Raw genomic sequence first — 13,910 nt, forward strand, 5'->3', positions numbered from 1 at the left:
AAAAAAAGAGACAGTACTGGGATATTCCCACCTGTCTCTTCTATAAAAACACTGCGCCCGTGAACTAAATTCCTTGACGTTTAGATAAACAAGAACGGAATGAGGAACAACAGCGCTATGGCTTCCCAAGCAAACACATTGCCTCCCCAGCCGTAGCCACCGTAGCCACCGCCGTAGCCGTAAGGTCCAAATGCGGACGTTTGCGCACCGCTTTTAGCTGACTTCGAAGACTTTTTGCCCTTTTTACCTTTTGTGGACAATGTATATACGGATGGGTTCCCAAATTCGAGTTCAAGGCCTCGATCATGTACACCGCGAATAGTCCCCACGACTTCTGTTCCATCACGCATGACAGCGCAAACGGTTTTGCCGACGTAACCTCTGCATCCTTCTGCCGAAATTGGTATTGGTTGCACTTATTTTCCCCCTCCCCAGCGTTTGTGTATTATATTCCGCCTGGGGAGAAGACGGCAGAGATAGGTGTCCACATCTCCAAAAATCCGCCATTTAACCTCACTTAATCGCGCTAGCTTTTCGGTAGGCTCTAACCATTAAATCTTCGTCAACCGCGCCTTGAAACCGCTCAGATATCAGACCGTCCGGCGAGATGACGTAGGTGGTCGGATAGGCCACCACCTCGTACCGTCTGGTGCTTGCTCCGTTCGGGTCGTATAGGACAGGAAAGGTTAAACCGTTCTGCTCGACAAAAGACTGTACCTCACTCATGCTATTTTCCAGATGCGTCATATTTACAGCTAGTATTATCACGTTCTCATCCTGATGTTTATCGTAAAAATCCTGCATATAAGGCATTTCTACCTTGCAAGGCGGACACCAAGATGCCCAAAAGTTCAGAAGAACCGTTTGCCCACGATAATCGGACAGTTTGATCTCCTGCCCTTCCCGATTCATCAGCGTAAAATCCGGTGCGCGAAGCCCGGGCTTCAACCCTTCAGCAACGGCTTCCGGTTTGCCTTCTACATTCGGAGATACGATCGCTTCTCGTTCGCTGACCGAGGTGGAAGCGAAGTCATAGATTGCCCACACGAAAAGAGACCCGATGATGAGTTGCACCGCTCCATTTCTCCCTAATCCCAGGGTAAGAAAACGGGACAGAGGGGAATGGAATTGAAGCCAGCTAACCGTCAGCAATGCACAGAATAATAAAATAAAGAATAATGAAGAGTTTATACCGGCCCCGTCCGCCCACAACCACTGAAATACATACCCGGCCAATCCGCTCGCGAATGCCGACAACAGAGCGGACTTCAGCAGTAAACCTGAATCTTTTCTATTCTTGTTCCAGCGCAAAGCTATGTAAATCAGGGATAGAACGACCCCAAGCCATATCCCCTTCGTTCCGCCCGTCATGTAAATAAGCGAGGTCGGATGCTGCAAGGTGCGGATCGGATCGAACACCAGCATCCCGAATTTCCATGAAATAAAACCGATGATAAGTACAGATAAATAGGTGTCCAGGATCCATTCCCGCTCCGGCATCTGACGCAAACGAATTCGAAGCGCAGCGAAACCGGCCGCCGCGCAGATCAGAAAAATCACAATGTCGGCCCTAATCATAAAAGGACCAATCGGAATTATACTCAAATGCGAACCTCCTAAAGTCGGCAAAGCAATTGTAAGCATCGCAATTACCCACCGGGGTATATTCCCATCATAGTAGATTCCCTCACCAATGTAAACTTAAGCGGAGCGCTTTTTAGGAGAAGGGCCGAATCCGATCAATGGAACTCCACAACAAAGCCATTTCAGTATGTGTTTTTCCGCCGATGACAATCTCTTTTCGTTTCAGTTCCTGGCCGCCCATATATTTATAAAAATGCTCAGCCTTATTGCCTTCCAACACCCAGACCAATAATGAACGATATCCTCTAACTTGCAGAAATTCCTTCAGCCTCGCAAACAGCTGCTTCCCCCAGCCCTTCCCCTGAAGCTCTTCCAAAAGATAGATCGCGTAAAGTTCTCCTTCATGAGAAATCTTCTGCTCTCGCTCCGTGCCGTAAGACATGAACCCGTATACCTCGCCATCTTCATCTGCAATGACCAGAAGTTGTTCGTCCTCCGGCATATTGGCAAGCTTCCAGCGCCAGCCTTCTATCCGATCCGCTGCAGACAAATTTTCTAAGAAGCTATCATCCACGATTCCTTTATACGTCGTTTTCCAGCTATTCACGTGGACGTTAGCGATGCCTGCAACATCATGTTCATTTGCGTGTCTAATATGCATAAACTTCCTCTTCCTCCTGCTCATATCTTAATCTCTATGTATTCGCGGACACGATCTGCGATCCTCTTTTTTATGAACGCTTCATCCCTGATGACGCAATGCCCATTCCCGGCATACATATATCGAGATCGGTACTCCGAGCAGCTACCCATGGAAGGAGCGCATCTTGATGAATAAAGCATTGATACGGCTTGAAGATATCGGACCAGGTGGCTGGTATGAGACAGGGGAACAACAGGCGAAGCTGCTGGTCATCGCACAGTTCCTGCATCATCAACAGATCCCCTTTCACCTGGCCGTCATTCCGCGATATGTCGATCCGGTGCACCATGTGGATCGATCGATAGATGATCTGCATGATGAAGTTTCCCTTCGGTTTGCAAGGCTGCTACGAAGGATGGTAGCCCTTGGAGCCTCGCTAGGTATTCATGGATATACGCATCAGTACGGGGAATCGGTAAGCGGCGACGGATTCGAATTTGCTTATCCCGAATGTTGCGCCAATTGTCCTCCGGATGATCCGCCCGAGGCGCTCCATTCGCTCCGGCAGCTGCAGCAATCCTATGCTTATCAGCGGGTACAACGGGCTCATAAGATGTTTCAAGCGGCTGGTCTTACAGCGGTCTGGTATGAAACTCCCCACTATACCGCTTCATCTGTCCAGCGGCATATTATTGAGATTGGTAACGGCATCCTCTATGAATCTCCGCCTTCGAGCCCGGATGCAAGGAGAGCCGCACTCCAGCACACCCCGGACGATCCGATGACAAACGGAACGATCTACGTTCCCACTCCGCTTTATTATGTGGCAGGTGACAAGATCGAGGAAGAAGTCACTCGTATGGAACGGACATTACAGGATTTCACAGGCGATCGTGAACTGGCCTCGTTCTTCTACCACCCCTATCTCGAATTCCCCTATATCCGTTTCCTTGCTGACGGCACTGTACATTATGAAGAGCATTCGCCTCTTAGAAGAATCATTCAGTCCTTTAATAGGGAGCGTAAATCGTTTGTGACCATAACCTCAATCTTGCCTTTCATACCGGATTTCAGGGAAACCCGATGGCAGGACAGGATGACCATGAAACTCCCTAAGTTTCTGCACGCCACGAGAAAAGAGCAGCCGGATCGATGGATCGTCCGGAACGAGGCCAACAACTTATGGTACGACGCTACTTTTGGGGTCTTGTCCCCCATTAAAATCCATAATGGCATACAGTATATACGCCCGCTGTTGGCAGGCTGGCCGCTTTACCCCGGTGGGACTGCGATGGCAGGCGATTATGATGGAGATGGCAGCGTCGATGCGGCTGTATGGCATGCGGAGCTGGGGATTTGTGAGGTTGCCTTGGGTTCAGGCAGCCGTTTAGTACCATCGGGTCATTGGCTCTGTGAATTTGGAGCCGTGGACTGGAAAGCTCTTACGGGGGATTTGGACGGGGACGGCAGACATGATTTATTTCTATGGGACCCTGTCACAGGAAAAGCCGCCATTGCTTATAGCTCCGGGTGTCATTTTTATTCTCCCCTAATTCAGCATGAGGTTTCCGTAAAGGGTGAAGGCGTGATTCCCTCCATAGGAGATGTGAATGGCGATGGACTGGATGACCTGGTTGTGTGGAACTCCGACTCAGGCACATGCCAGGTCTGGTTAAGCAGCGGAAAACAGCTCGTGGACGCCGGAAATTGGTATTCTGACAAAGATTCCATCGGTTCGCCCATATCTGTGATGCTAGGTGACGTGGATGGGGATGGGCTGAAAGATTTGATTCTCGTTGAACATACCGCAGGGAACTGGCTCGTTCTCTATAGCTCGGGAACCTCCTTCTGGCGGCAGGAAGAACGGTTTGGGCCTTGGGTTGCCGGTGAATCAATGACACCTCTCATTGGCGATCTAACGGGCAATGGCCGTGTCAGTCTGCTGGCATGGTCTCCGAATCGGCTCGGCGGAACCTTGGACGCCGCCATCAATTCCAGGGACCGGACAATCGGATAAGGACATGATATACTTCTATACAACATAATCAGGTTTATTCAGAACTCGTGTAATATGCGGTCTGTCTTCTGAGAAAGTACGTCGATGGAAATGATTCTTATAAGTTCTCATCTCTATACTTATTTCTATGTTCGGAGGAGAAGTCATGTCATCCAAAAGCGAAAACCATACCAACAGCAATACAGCCAGTCCATCCCCCTCAGTCAAAATTGTGAAACCCAAGCTCCCCAAACAGCTTGAGCCTATGATTCTATCCGATGCCGGCGTTGACGATGAATCCTCGTTCATTCAATCCACTTGTCAGGACGAGACCCTGTCTTATATTTCAGCCGACAAGGTTCAATTCGATCAAATGATATTCCATAACGTTACGTTCCAGCACGTCACGCTCCACCATGCCGAACTAACGGATCTGGTATTTAACCATTGCGACTTGTCCAACGTAGATCTCAGTGAGGCCATTATGTACCGCGTACAATTCAATCATTGCAAAATTCTGGGGCTCGACTTGACGGCAGCCACCATCCGTAATGTCGTGTTCGATCATTGCACGGGCGACTACGCTACGTTCCGTTTTGCTAACATGAAGCAGGTATCATTCCAATCCACCTCCCTCGTAAAGTCGGACTTTTATCATTCCGAATTAAGTAAGGTGGAATTTGTGGATTGTCAGATCGACCAATCGCAGTTCTCAGGCACGAAGCTTGCAGGAATCGACTTAAGCCGAACCGATTTCCATAATATTGGCGTGACCCTGGAGGATCTTCAAGGATGCATCATTTCGCCGCATCAAGCTATCCCGTTAACCAAAATATTCGGTCTTGTCGTCAAAGAATGACCGTAAGTTATACGTGCTCTCAATAATCATCTTCGTTTATATGATGGACGTATCCGTGCATAGCATAAAGCGGCTTACACCGAGGTCCGCTTGGACCTTTCGGGTTAAGCCGCTTTTTTAGATCATTCTATTATTGATCAAGAGTATACTTCTGCAAATCAAGCGGCAGCGGTGCCGGGATGTCACAGGTGCTGACCATCTCATAGCGCTTGCCTTCATCGGAAGCATCATGGAATCCCCACATGGCTTCAAGCACATGGTAGGCAAGCTCGCCGCTCGCACGGTGAGCTCTCCCGCTGCGGATAGCATAGGCCATATCCGCTGGGCCGATCCCTCTTGTATTCTCGTTATACCCCGGAAGCAATGGTTCTTCCGTCCACTCGATTTCTCCGGTCAACCGATATTGAACCGAGCCGCCAAAGCCGTTGGGATCTGGGACGAGCATTGTACCCTTGGTGCCGTAGATTTCAATATTAGGAAGCGTGCTCCCTCCAAATACATCAAAACTCGTAATCAGTGTGCCAATCGCACCGTTATGAAACTCCATAAGTCCAGCCACGTGAGTAGGAATGTCCACCTGAATCTTCTGACCCTGTTTCTTCTCACTGGTAATCATCCGCTCCGTAAGGGCTGTTCCGGTCATGCCGCTAATACGGCGGATGGGTCCCAGCAGCTGAACCAGCGCTGTCAGGTAGTAAGGCCCCATGTCAAACATCGGACCACCGCCAGCGGCATAATAAAATTCCGGATCAGGATGCCAATGCTCGTGTCCGCGGCTCATCATAAATGCGGTCGCTGCAATCGGCTTGCCGATGCGTCCGTCTTCAATGAGTTTCAGTGCCGTTTGGATACCGGCTCCAAGGAATGTCTCAGGAGCGCATCCGACAAGCAGCCCTTTGGACGCAGCCATATCCAGCACCGCCTTACCCTCTTCTCGGGTCACGCCAAGCGGCTTTTCCACGTACACATGCTTGCCGGCTTGCAGTGCGTCCAGCATAATTTGCGCGTGAAGTGCAGGTATCGTCAGATTAATGACCAGCTCAATCTCCGGATCTGCAAGCAGTTCCTCGGTAGTGTATACATTCGGGATATTATACTTGGCAGCCTGTTCCTCGGCACGCGCACGATCGATATCCGCACAAGCCGTCAGCTCCAGGATATCGAACTTATGGCAGTTTTCCATATATATGCCGCTGATTTTTCCGCAGCCGATGATGCCAACCTTTACTTTCTTCATGATCCAAGTCTCCTTCTGCCTTATTGGCTGTCTCCCATGCCTGTGTAGCTTTGACCTTCCGTAAACACACTCATGTCCGAGCCCGAATACAACGCTTTGCCTTCAGCAGCCCAGAGCAATCCCCTGCGCATCATTTCCTTCACCTGCGGCATATCGACGATATCGGCATGATGGCCGAGGGAATTGTAATAGACCCGTCCATATCCCCAGCGCTTCGTCCACGCCACCGGCATGTCGACCGCTTTGTTAAGCAGGTGCGGTCCGGCCGCAACCGGAAAACGAGTGGTTGCCAGCACTTCAACGGCCGGATCCACATGCAGATAATACTGCTCGGAGGCCACCGTGAAATCCTGCATTCCTGCTACCAGCGGACTGGAGCTCGATTTAATCTCAACCCGGTATTTCACGCCGTCGTTGCCTGGATGCGCAACCCAGTTTCCTCCTGTCATGAACTGCCAATCCACATTGTTGCGGAACGAATCACACATACCGCCGTGGCAGCCCGCCAAACCGGTTCCCTTCTGTACGGCAAGCGATACGTTCTCCACCTGCTCCTTCGATATTTCGCCCATCGTCCATACCGGCACGATCAGATCCAAGGCTTGAAGCTTCTCTGCATCATTAAAAGCATCCAGCGTGCAGGATACTTCTACCTCATATTGCTCATCCCGAAGCAATTCCGCGAAAATGCCGGCAACCTGCTCGGGTTCATGTCCGTCCCAGCCGCCCCATACAATTAAAGCCTTTTTCATGATGATAGCACTCCTTTTTTTATGTGTCCGGCCAAGATTGGCCGAATGACTTGATTACATTTCCGACAGCTGCACCCAGCGGCGCTCTGCAATGGATTTATCCACGGCTTCCAGCACTGCTTGGCATTTCACGCCATCCTCGAAATTGGGCATAGGCTGCCTTCCCTCGGATATAGCGGTCGACAGCTCCAGAATTTCATGCGTAAAGGTGTGCTCGAAACCGATCGTATGTCCCGGAGGCCACCATGCTTCCATATAATCGTGAACGGGATCGGTTGCGAGTACGCGGCGGAAGCCCTGAACATCCTCAGCGTCGGATGTAAAGTAAACCTCCAGTTCATTCATCCGTTCAAAATCGAATTTAACACTGCCCAAGCTGCCGTTGATCTCGAAGGAGTTGGTGCTGCGGTGACCCGCAGCAAAGCGGGTCGCCTCAAAACTGCCCAGCGCCCCGTTCTCAAAGCGGGTCATGAACAGCGTAGCGTCATCTACCGTCACTTTCCCCATGGGACCGCCTGTGCTTCCTTTTGCGCTTAACCCGGTCATCTCGCTGGCAATAGGACGCTCCTTGATAAAGGTTTCGCTCATTCCAATCACTTCCTGCATATCGCCGACCAGATAATGGGCGAGATCGATCAGGTGAGCACCAAGATCCCCGTGCGATCCGGATCCAGCCACTTCCTTCTGCAACCTCCATACCAGCGGAAACTGCGGGTCCATGATCCAATCCTGCAAAAACCAGGCGCGAAAATGATAGATCTGACCCAATCTTCCACCTTCAATCAGCTTCTTGGCCAGTCTTACGGCTGGTGAAAATCTATAGTTAAATCCGACCATATGGGTGACTCCCGCTTCTTGCGCTGCCTGCAGCATCTCTCTGGCGTCCGCCAGGGTCAAAGCAAGCGGCTTCTCGCAAAATATATGCTTGCCCGCCTTGGCCGCGGCAATGGAAATCTCCTTATGGGCATCGCTTGGAGCATTGATATCGATCAGATCGATATCTTCCCGATGGACAAGCTCCTTCCAATCGGTAACGCTTTCACTCCAGCCCAGCTGAACCGCCGCTGCTTGAACGGCCGACACATTACGGCCGCAGATTGCTACCATTTCTGGCTTCAGCGCCTCTGGAAAAAACATCGGGAGGCTCCGGTACGCATTGCTGTGGGCTTTACCCATAAATTTATAACCAATCATGCCGATACGTAATTGTTTCATCCTTCATTCCTCCTTAAATAAGGGTTCATTGATTTCGATGAAGCGAAGATGCACGGATTACCAGGCGAGTTGGAAGTTGGCGATGGAGAACTGCGTTCGTTACGTTACCTGCTGGCAAATCGGAGGCTTCCAGCATCCGAAGCACATGCTCCGCTGCAAGGCATCCCAGCTCATAGAACGGAACTCTCACGCTGGTAAGCGGCGGGGTGCACAGCTCGGCGGCTTCCGAATCGTCATACCCGACAAAGGCAGGCATTCGCTCTTCCGAAATGCCTAACGCACGCAGGCCCTGCTGAAGTCCAATCGCCATGCGGTCATTGGCGGCAAATACGGCTTCAATCCGGTCCAACTTCCCGGCGATTAACTCGGCTGCGGCATAACCGCTTTTACGGCTGAAGTTGCCTTCGAACAGCAAGGATTCATCCAGCACGATTCCCGCTTCATTCAGTGCCCGGGCGTACCCCTTCAACCGGTCGCGACTGTTGGAATACTGAGGCGGCCCATTCAGAAAAGCAATCTTCCGGAATCCCTGCTGCGTCAAGTGATGAACCGCTTGATAGCTTCCATCCACATGATCGGCATCCATAACGTGAAACGCCTCACCGTCAAAGTATTGATTAATCAGGCAATAGGGTTGATCCGCTTCACTCAGCTGTTTGATGGCCGCACGTTCCCCTTCATCATCCCGGGCGCCCAGAATAATGCAGGCATCAACTTTCCGGGTTCGGAACAGGTTCAAGTAGTCCATCGAACCGCCGGGCTCGCGGAATAGCATCAACAGGTCATATTGACTCTCCAACGCCTTACTGCCAATACCGCTCAATATTTCGGAAAAATAGTAAGCGGAGAATATTCGAGCCTTCGGCAGATAGGGCATGACGACGCCCAGGTTACCGCTTCTTCGACGGGCAAAACTTCGGGCAAGCGCACTCGGGGTATACCCGAGCTGATCCGCCGCTTCCAGCACCCGCTGCTTGGTCTCCTCCTTGATTGGTCCGACCCCGTTCAGTACACGGGATACCGTTGCTTCCGAAACGCTGGCAAGCTGTGCAACTTCTTTACGACTAGCGATATTCATCAAGCCTCCTGCAATTTATGTACGCGCGTACATTTTCTCATGGAGCCTTTCTGTTGTCAACCGCCTTGATCTAATTTCATGTATAATAGGGCGCCAAGAAACGCTGCTGCGGTTCTCCATGATCCTGATGCCGATCAATCCTCGGCGGGACCATCATGCTTCTGCGATAATCTCAAACTACTTCTAGAATTAGAGCGTCCGCATCCCTTATCCTTTGTTGCGAACGTTCTTTTTCTGTCCTCCTGATATCCTCCGATTTCATGCAGCAAAATTGTTCTTGCACCATCATTTGAGATATGCAATAATCATCTCCAGACACTTATTAAACTCGTTTAAAAAGAGGGGGAGTGGTGATGACAACGCGCAAAGAAGCTTTACCCACACCGCAATCCATGAAATACGCCGTGCGGCGCGCGCTCCGATCTTCCCTGCTGGAGCTCGGCAGTGGAACCAAAGCGGAGCTAAGTGATCGGCTCGGCATCAGCTTTCCTACGGTGAGCAAAGTTCTGGAACAGATGGCGCAGGAAGGCGAGGTCACCCTGCTCGGACTGGATGAGTCCAGTGGCGGCAGGCGTGCAAACCGCTACGCTTTTAACCCGGACTATATGCTGGGTCTCGCCGTTTATTATGAGAAGGAGCAGAGCGTATATACCATTTTTAATTGGAACGGCGATCTGATCGAACGGAAAGCTGAAGACGGCATACTCCAGCTTGGACCGGAAGCGCTGGCTTCCCAGCTAGGAAGCTGGATCCACCGTTATCCTAAGGTCCGCTCGATTGCGGTCGGCATGCCGGCTGCGGTGAGAGATGGCGTCATTTTTCACGTCCCATTGTACGGGACATTTCAGGATTACGACCTTAAATCTTACCTGGAGAACCTGTTCTCCATTCCTGTCATCGTGGAGAATGACATGAATGCGGCCGTGCTTGGCTATCAGAATCTGAGCCGCTCGGAGGAGGCTTCCCTGGTATACGTGTATCTGGGACATAATGGTCCGGGGGCGGGACTGCTGATCAACGGAAACGTCGTTCGGGGCAGGTCGTTCTTCACGGGTGAGATCGGCTATGTACCGATGAGCAAGGACAACAATTTTCATGATGTATTGGACCGTAAAAGTTCCGTCATGAGCAGTCTCATCGAGCCGGATGAGGAGCAAATCGATGCGTTAAGCCGATTAAGCGCCGCCTTCACCGCGATTCTCAATCCGGATGCCATTCTGTGGTGTGAGCATAACCTTCTGCCCTCCACCCTGCTCTCCGTTAAAGACCGGGCTTCCGCCTACGTACCGGAGCGGCATCTGCCCGAAATGCTGCTTCGCGAATGGGAACATGACTATATAGCCGGCCTGCAACGGCTTGCTCTGGATATGATGATATCCGATACAAGTGCAATGTAAAATTCAACGATGACGATTGGGGAATAACCGTGAATACAGACCTTCAAACGAAAGCAAAACCTAAATTCAGCAAAGACTACACCCTTCATTTGGCAACCATCTTTCTCGGCTTTATCATTTTCGGAATATCGGAAAATATAAAGGGACCCGCCATTCCAAGAATTCAATTCGACTTCAACCTGGATGAAATGCAGATCGGTACCTTGCTATCGCTGAACGCGCTCGGGTACTTGATTGCCTGCTCTTTCACCGCGCTGTTAACCCGGAAGATCGGGATCAAGTGGGTCAGCATGGCTGCCTTCGGTTCGATGGCTCTCTCGGGTGTGTTCATCTTCCTGTCGCACAGCTACCCAATGTTTACCGCGTCCTACTTCTTCATGTACATTGGAAACGGTATGCTGGAGATCGGCCTCGCCATATTGGCTGCCCGGATCTTTGTGCGAAACACAGGCACGATGATGAACCTGTCCCATTTCTTCTACGGAATTAGCTCAACCGTGGCACCAATGATTGCATCCGGCCTCATGACCGTAAGCGTGTTTAATTACACGCTGGACTGGCGGGGTATGTATCTGGCCATGCTGATGTTATCCGTACTACCGATGATCCCGGCACTCATGAGTAAGTTTCCCGGGGACGATCTATCCGAAACGGAACGAACTCCGCTCAAGTTATTAGTTAAAGATCCTGCGCTGTGGCTGGTCGTCATGATTCTTTCCTTCGGTGTTGTATCGGAGATGGCCGTTGGCGGTTGGCTCGTAAACTTTCTTGAAAAATCGTACAAATGGGAACCTACGGCTGCAGCCGGGATGCTGTCCGCCTTCTTCCTCTGCTTCTCGGCAGCACGCCTGCTGCTTGGCCCGATAACGGATCGGATCGGCTTCACGCTGTCCATCATCATCCTGTCCGCGCTGACCGGAGTATGTACATTTGTCGCAATCTTTGGCGGGGAATCCTATGCCTTCCTGTTTGCGGCTGCCGGCATTGGAATTGCTCCCATTTATCCGACGGTCATGGCTCTAATTGCCAAAAGATATCCGAACGAGAGCGACACTGCGATTACGTTCATCGTCACGATGATGGGAATCGGCAGCGTTATCGGCAATTACGCAATCGGAGCGATCACGAACGGATTCAAGCAAATGTACGGCAGCGGAACAGAGCTCGGTTTGCTGCGCGGGCTGCAGGCCGGCTATGGCTTCATCGGATTGTGTGCCATCCTATGCTCACTCTTCGGCATCATTCTGTACCGTTATTTAAAAGTTCGTAAGCAATTGGTTTAATCCTATGAACACTAAAGGGAGCCCTCTCATGAGTACAAGAGGGCTCCCTTTTATTCATTAATATCGTTTGTCTACCCACACCCTAATTAGCCCAAGTCGGGTTGATCAACAAGATCGATGCTTGCTGTTTCAGCATGATGCAGCTCAAACACCAAGATCTCATTGCGCCCCTGCTTCAGCAGCGGTCCAGGCAGATAAAGTGCTGCTTGCGGTCCTTGTTCCCAGTAACGCCCCAGGTTAAATCCATTAACCCAGACGACCCCTTTTCCCCATCCGTCCAAGCGGATAAACGTATCGCCAATGTCATCCACCGAGAATTCACCCCGATAGAAGGTAGGGCGATCCCGCTGTTCAAGCGGACCCGCAAGCGGTTGAAACCGTGCCGCATTCGGATTCTCAAGCGGCAAAGGATAGATGCTCCAGTCATACAGGAACTGGTTGTTCATCCGGACTCCCTCAGTGATCCCTTTATAGTCCTTCAGCTTCGGGCCGTAATTGATACGCCCCATATTCTCGACAACGATCTCAAGCCGAGCCCCGGCTGCCGGAACATCGATCTGCAGGGCTTGGGGATTCCAGCGTTCAACCGTTCCCTGATACTTACCGTCCAGGAATACCTGTGCCCGGTCATGCACCTCTTGCAGATACAGCGATTCTCCTTGACGAGGTCCGGAGATATCCGTTGCGTAAACGATGAAGCCATAACTTTGACCCAGCAGTTCCATCGGAACAGGTGTCGTACGTTTCACCGGATCGGATAGAACTGACAGATGCTCCAGCAAGTCGGCATAATGCGTCATGCGAACCGAACCATAGCTCTTTTTCTTGACGGACTGAGGCAGACTTGGGAAATCCGAGAGCTCTTTCCCCTGATGCTTCGCAATCGCGCTGCGAATGGCCTCGTATTTAGCTGTTACATCCCCACACTCCGAAATAGGGGCATCATAATCGTAGCTAGTTATCGTGGGCTCATACTTCTCGTGAAAATTCGCCCCATTATAAAATCCGAAATTCGTTCCGCCATGAAACATGTAGAAGTTCACGGATGCATTCAAGTCCAGCATCTCCTTGAACACGGAGGCGGCATCTTCCGCGTCCCGGGTATGATGGGGTTTCAACCAATGATCAAACCATCCATTCCAGTATTCCATGCACATCAGAGGGTCTTCTGCGCGATATTCCCGCAGTTTGGTAAAAGCTTCCTCGGTTCTTGAACCAAAATTGACGGTGGCAAGCACGCCTGGAACGGTTCCCCCTTGCAGCATCCCGTCGGTGGGACCATCCGAAGTGAACAGCAATACATCTACGCCCCGCTTGATCAAGCCATCCTTCAGATACTCCAGATAAGCCGTATCATTTCCGTAGCTCCCGTACTCGTTCTCGATTTGCATGGCAATTACCGGACCTCCATTGGAGGTTAATAACGGAACCAGACGCGGAATCAGTTCATCATAATAACGGTCAACCTTCTCCAGATACACCGGGTCCATGCACCGCAGGTGGATATCCGGATACTGCAGCAGCCAGGACGGAAGCCCGCCAAATTCCCATTCTGCGCATATGTAAGGGCTTGGTCGAAGGATCACATGCAGCCCGAGACCACCGGCGATTTGGACGAATCTCTCCAAGTCGGCGATGCCATCAAACGTAAATTGTCCTTCCTTAGGTTCATGCAAATTCCACGGAATATAGCTTTCCACGGTGTTCAACCCACAGCTTTTCAGCTTCATCAGCCTGTCTTCCCAATATTCCGGTACGATCCGAAAATAATGTACGGCACCCGACAGAATCTGGATCGGCTCATCCCCGAGCACGAACTGTTGATTAACCGCTTTCAATTGAGCTTTCATATCCTGTTTCCTCCCT

Annotated in this window: 12 protein-coding genes; 4 read left to right on the forward strand and 8 right to left on the reverse strand. The window is 51.0% G+C overall.

Features of this window, described 5'->3' with window-relative positions; all coding sequences use genetic code 11:
- Positions 1-80: 80 nt before the first annotated feature.
- The 3 genes from MKY48_RS20625 to MKY48_RS20635 form a co-directional block, all read right to left on the reverse strand.
- Entirely contained in the window at positions 81-416 is a 336-nt protein-coding gene (locus MKY48_RS20625) for a hypothetical protein (protein WP_339290651.1), read from the reverse strand.
- A gap of 97 nt (positions 417-513) precedes the next feature.
- Positions 514-1,605: a TlpA disulfide reductase family protein gene (locus MKY48_RS20630; RefSeq protein WP_339290653.1), complete on the reverse strand. Its 1,092-nt coding sequence runs from the start codon at positions 1,603-1,605 to the stop codon at positions 514-516.
- 112 nt (positions 1,606-1,717) lie between these two features.
- Complete coding sequence (locus MKY48_RS20635; RefSeq protein ID WP_339290655.1) at positions 1,718-2,245, reverse strand: GNAT family N-acetyltransferase; 528 nt, start codon at positions 2,243-2,245, stop codon at positions 1,718-1,720.
- 169 nt (positions 2,246-2,414) lie between these two features.
- On the opposite strand from MKY48_RS20635, the gene MKY48_RS20640 reads away from it, so the two are divergent.
- Both MKY48_RS20640 and MKY48_RS20645 read left to right on the forward strand, forming a co-directional pair.
- Positions 2,415-4,244: a DUF2334 domain-containing protein gene (locus MKY48_RS20640; protein ID WP_339290657.1), complete on the forward strand. Its 1,830-nt coding sequence runs from the start codon at positions 2,415-2,417 to the stop codon at positions 4,242-4,244.
- A gap of 145 nt (positions 4,245-4,389) precedes the next feature.
- A complete protein-coding gene (locus tag MKY48_RS20645) occupies positions 4,390-5,082 on the forward strand; it encodes a pentapeptide repeat-containing protein (RefSeq protein WP_339265967.1) in 693 nt (230 codons plus the stop codon).
- Between the two features lie 130 nt (positions 5,083-5,212).
- Here MKY48_RS20645 and MKY48_RS20650 read toward each other — a convergent pair whose 3' ends face one another.
- Genes MKY48_RS20650 through MKY48_RS20665 form a run of 4 tightly spaced genes read right to left on the reverse strand, consistent with a single transcriptional unit; the run spans position 5,213 to position 9,364 of the window.
- Positions 5,213-6,319, reverse strand: a complete 1,107-nt coding sequence (locus MKY48_RS20650) for a Gfo/Idh/MocA family oxidoreductase (RefSeq protein ID WP_339290658.1) — start codon at positions 6,317-6,319, stop codon at positions 5,213-5,215.
- Between the two features lie 20 nt (positions 6,320-6,339).
- Positions 6,340-7,071 (reverse strand): ThuA domain-containing protein, encoded by a 732-nt coding sequence (locus MKY48_RS20655; RefSeq protein ID WP_339290660.1) that lies wholly within the window; start codon positions 7,069-7,071, stop codon positions 6,340-6,342.
- Between the two features lie 54 nt (positions 7,072-7,125).
- Positions 7,126-8,286, reverse strand: coding sequence for a Gfo/Idh/MocA family oxidoreductase (locus MKY48_RS20660; protein ID WP_339290662.1), 1,161 nt, complete (start codon positions 8,284-8,286; stop codon positions 7,126-7,128).
- Positions 8,287-8,311: 25 nt separating this feature from the next.
- Positions 8,312-9,364: a LacI family DNA-binding transcriptional regulator gene (locus MKY48_RS20665; protein ID WP_339290664.1), complete on the reverse strand. Its 1,053-nt coding sequence runs from the start codon at positions 9,362-9,364 to the stop codon at positions 8,312-8,314.
- Positions 9,365-9,717: 353 nt separating this feature from the next.
- Between MKY48_RS20665 and MKY48_RS20670 the strand changes: the two genes are divergently transcribed.
- Both MKY48_RS20670 and MKY48_RS20675 read left to right on the forward strand, forming a co-directional pair.
- Positions 9,718-10,761, forward strand: coding sequence for an ROK family protein (locus MKY48_RS20670; RefSeq protein ID WP_339290665.1), 1,044 nt, complete (start codon positions 9,718-9,720; stop codon positions 10,759-10,761).
- Between the two features lie 29 nt (positions 10,762-10,790).
- Positions 10,791-12,044, forward strand: coding sequence for an MFS transporter (locus MKY48_RS20675; RefSeq protein ID WP_076322031.1), 1,254 nt, complete (start codon positions 10,791-10,793; stop codon positions 12,042-12,044).
- An 86-nt stretch (positions 12,045-12,130) separates the two neighbouring features.
- Here MKY48_RS20675 and MKY48_RS20680 read toward each other — a convergent pair whose 3' ends face one another.
- The gene (locus MKY48_RS20680; protein ID WP_339290666.1) at positions 12,131-13,894 is read right to left on the reverse strand and encodes a beta-galactosidase family protein; all 1,764 of its coding nucleotides are present in this window, start codon (positions 13,892-13,894) and stop codon (positions 12,131-12,133) included.
- Positions 13,895-13,910 lie beyond the last annotated feature (16 nt).

This window comes from Paenibacillus sp. FSL W8-0187 (assembly GCF_037969755.1).
GTDB lineage: Bacteria > Bacillota > Bacilli > Paenibacillales > Paenibacillaceae > Paenibacillus_AQ.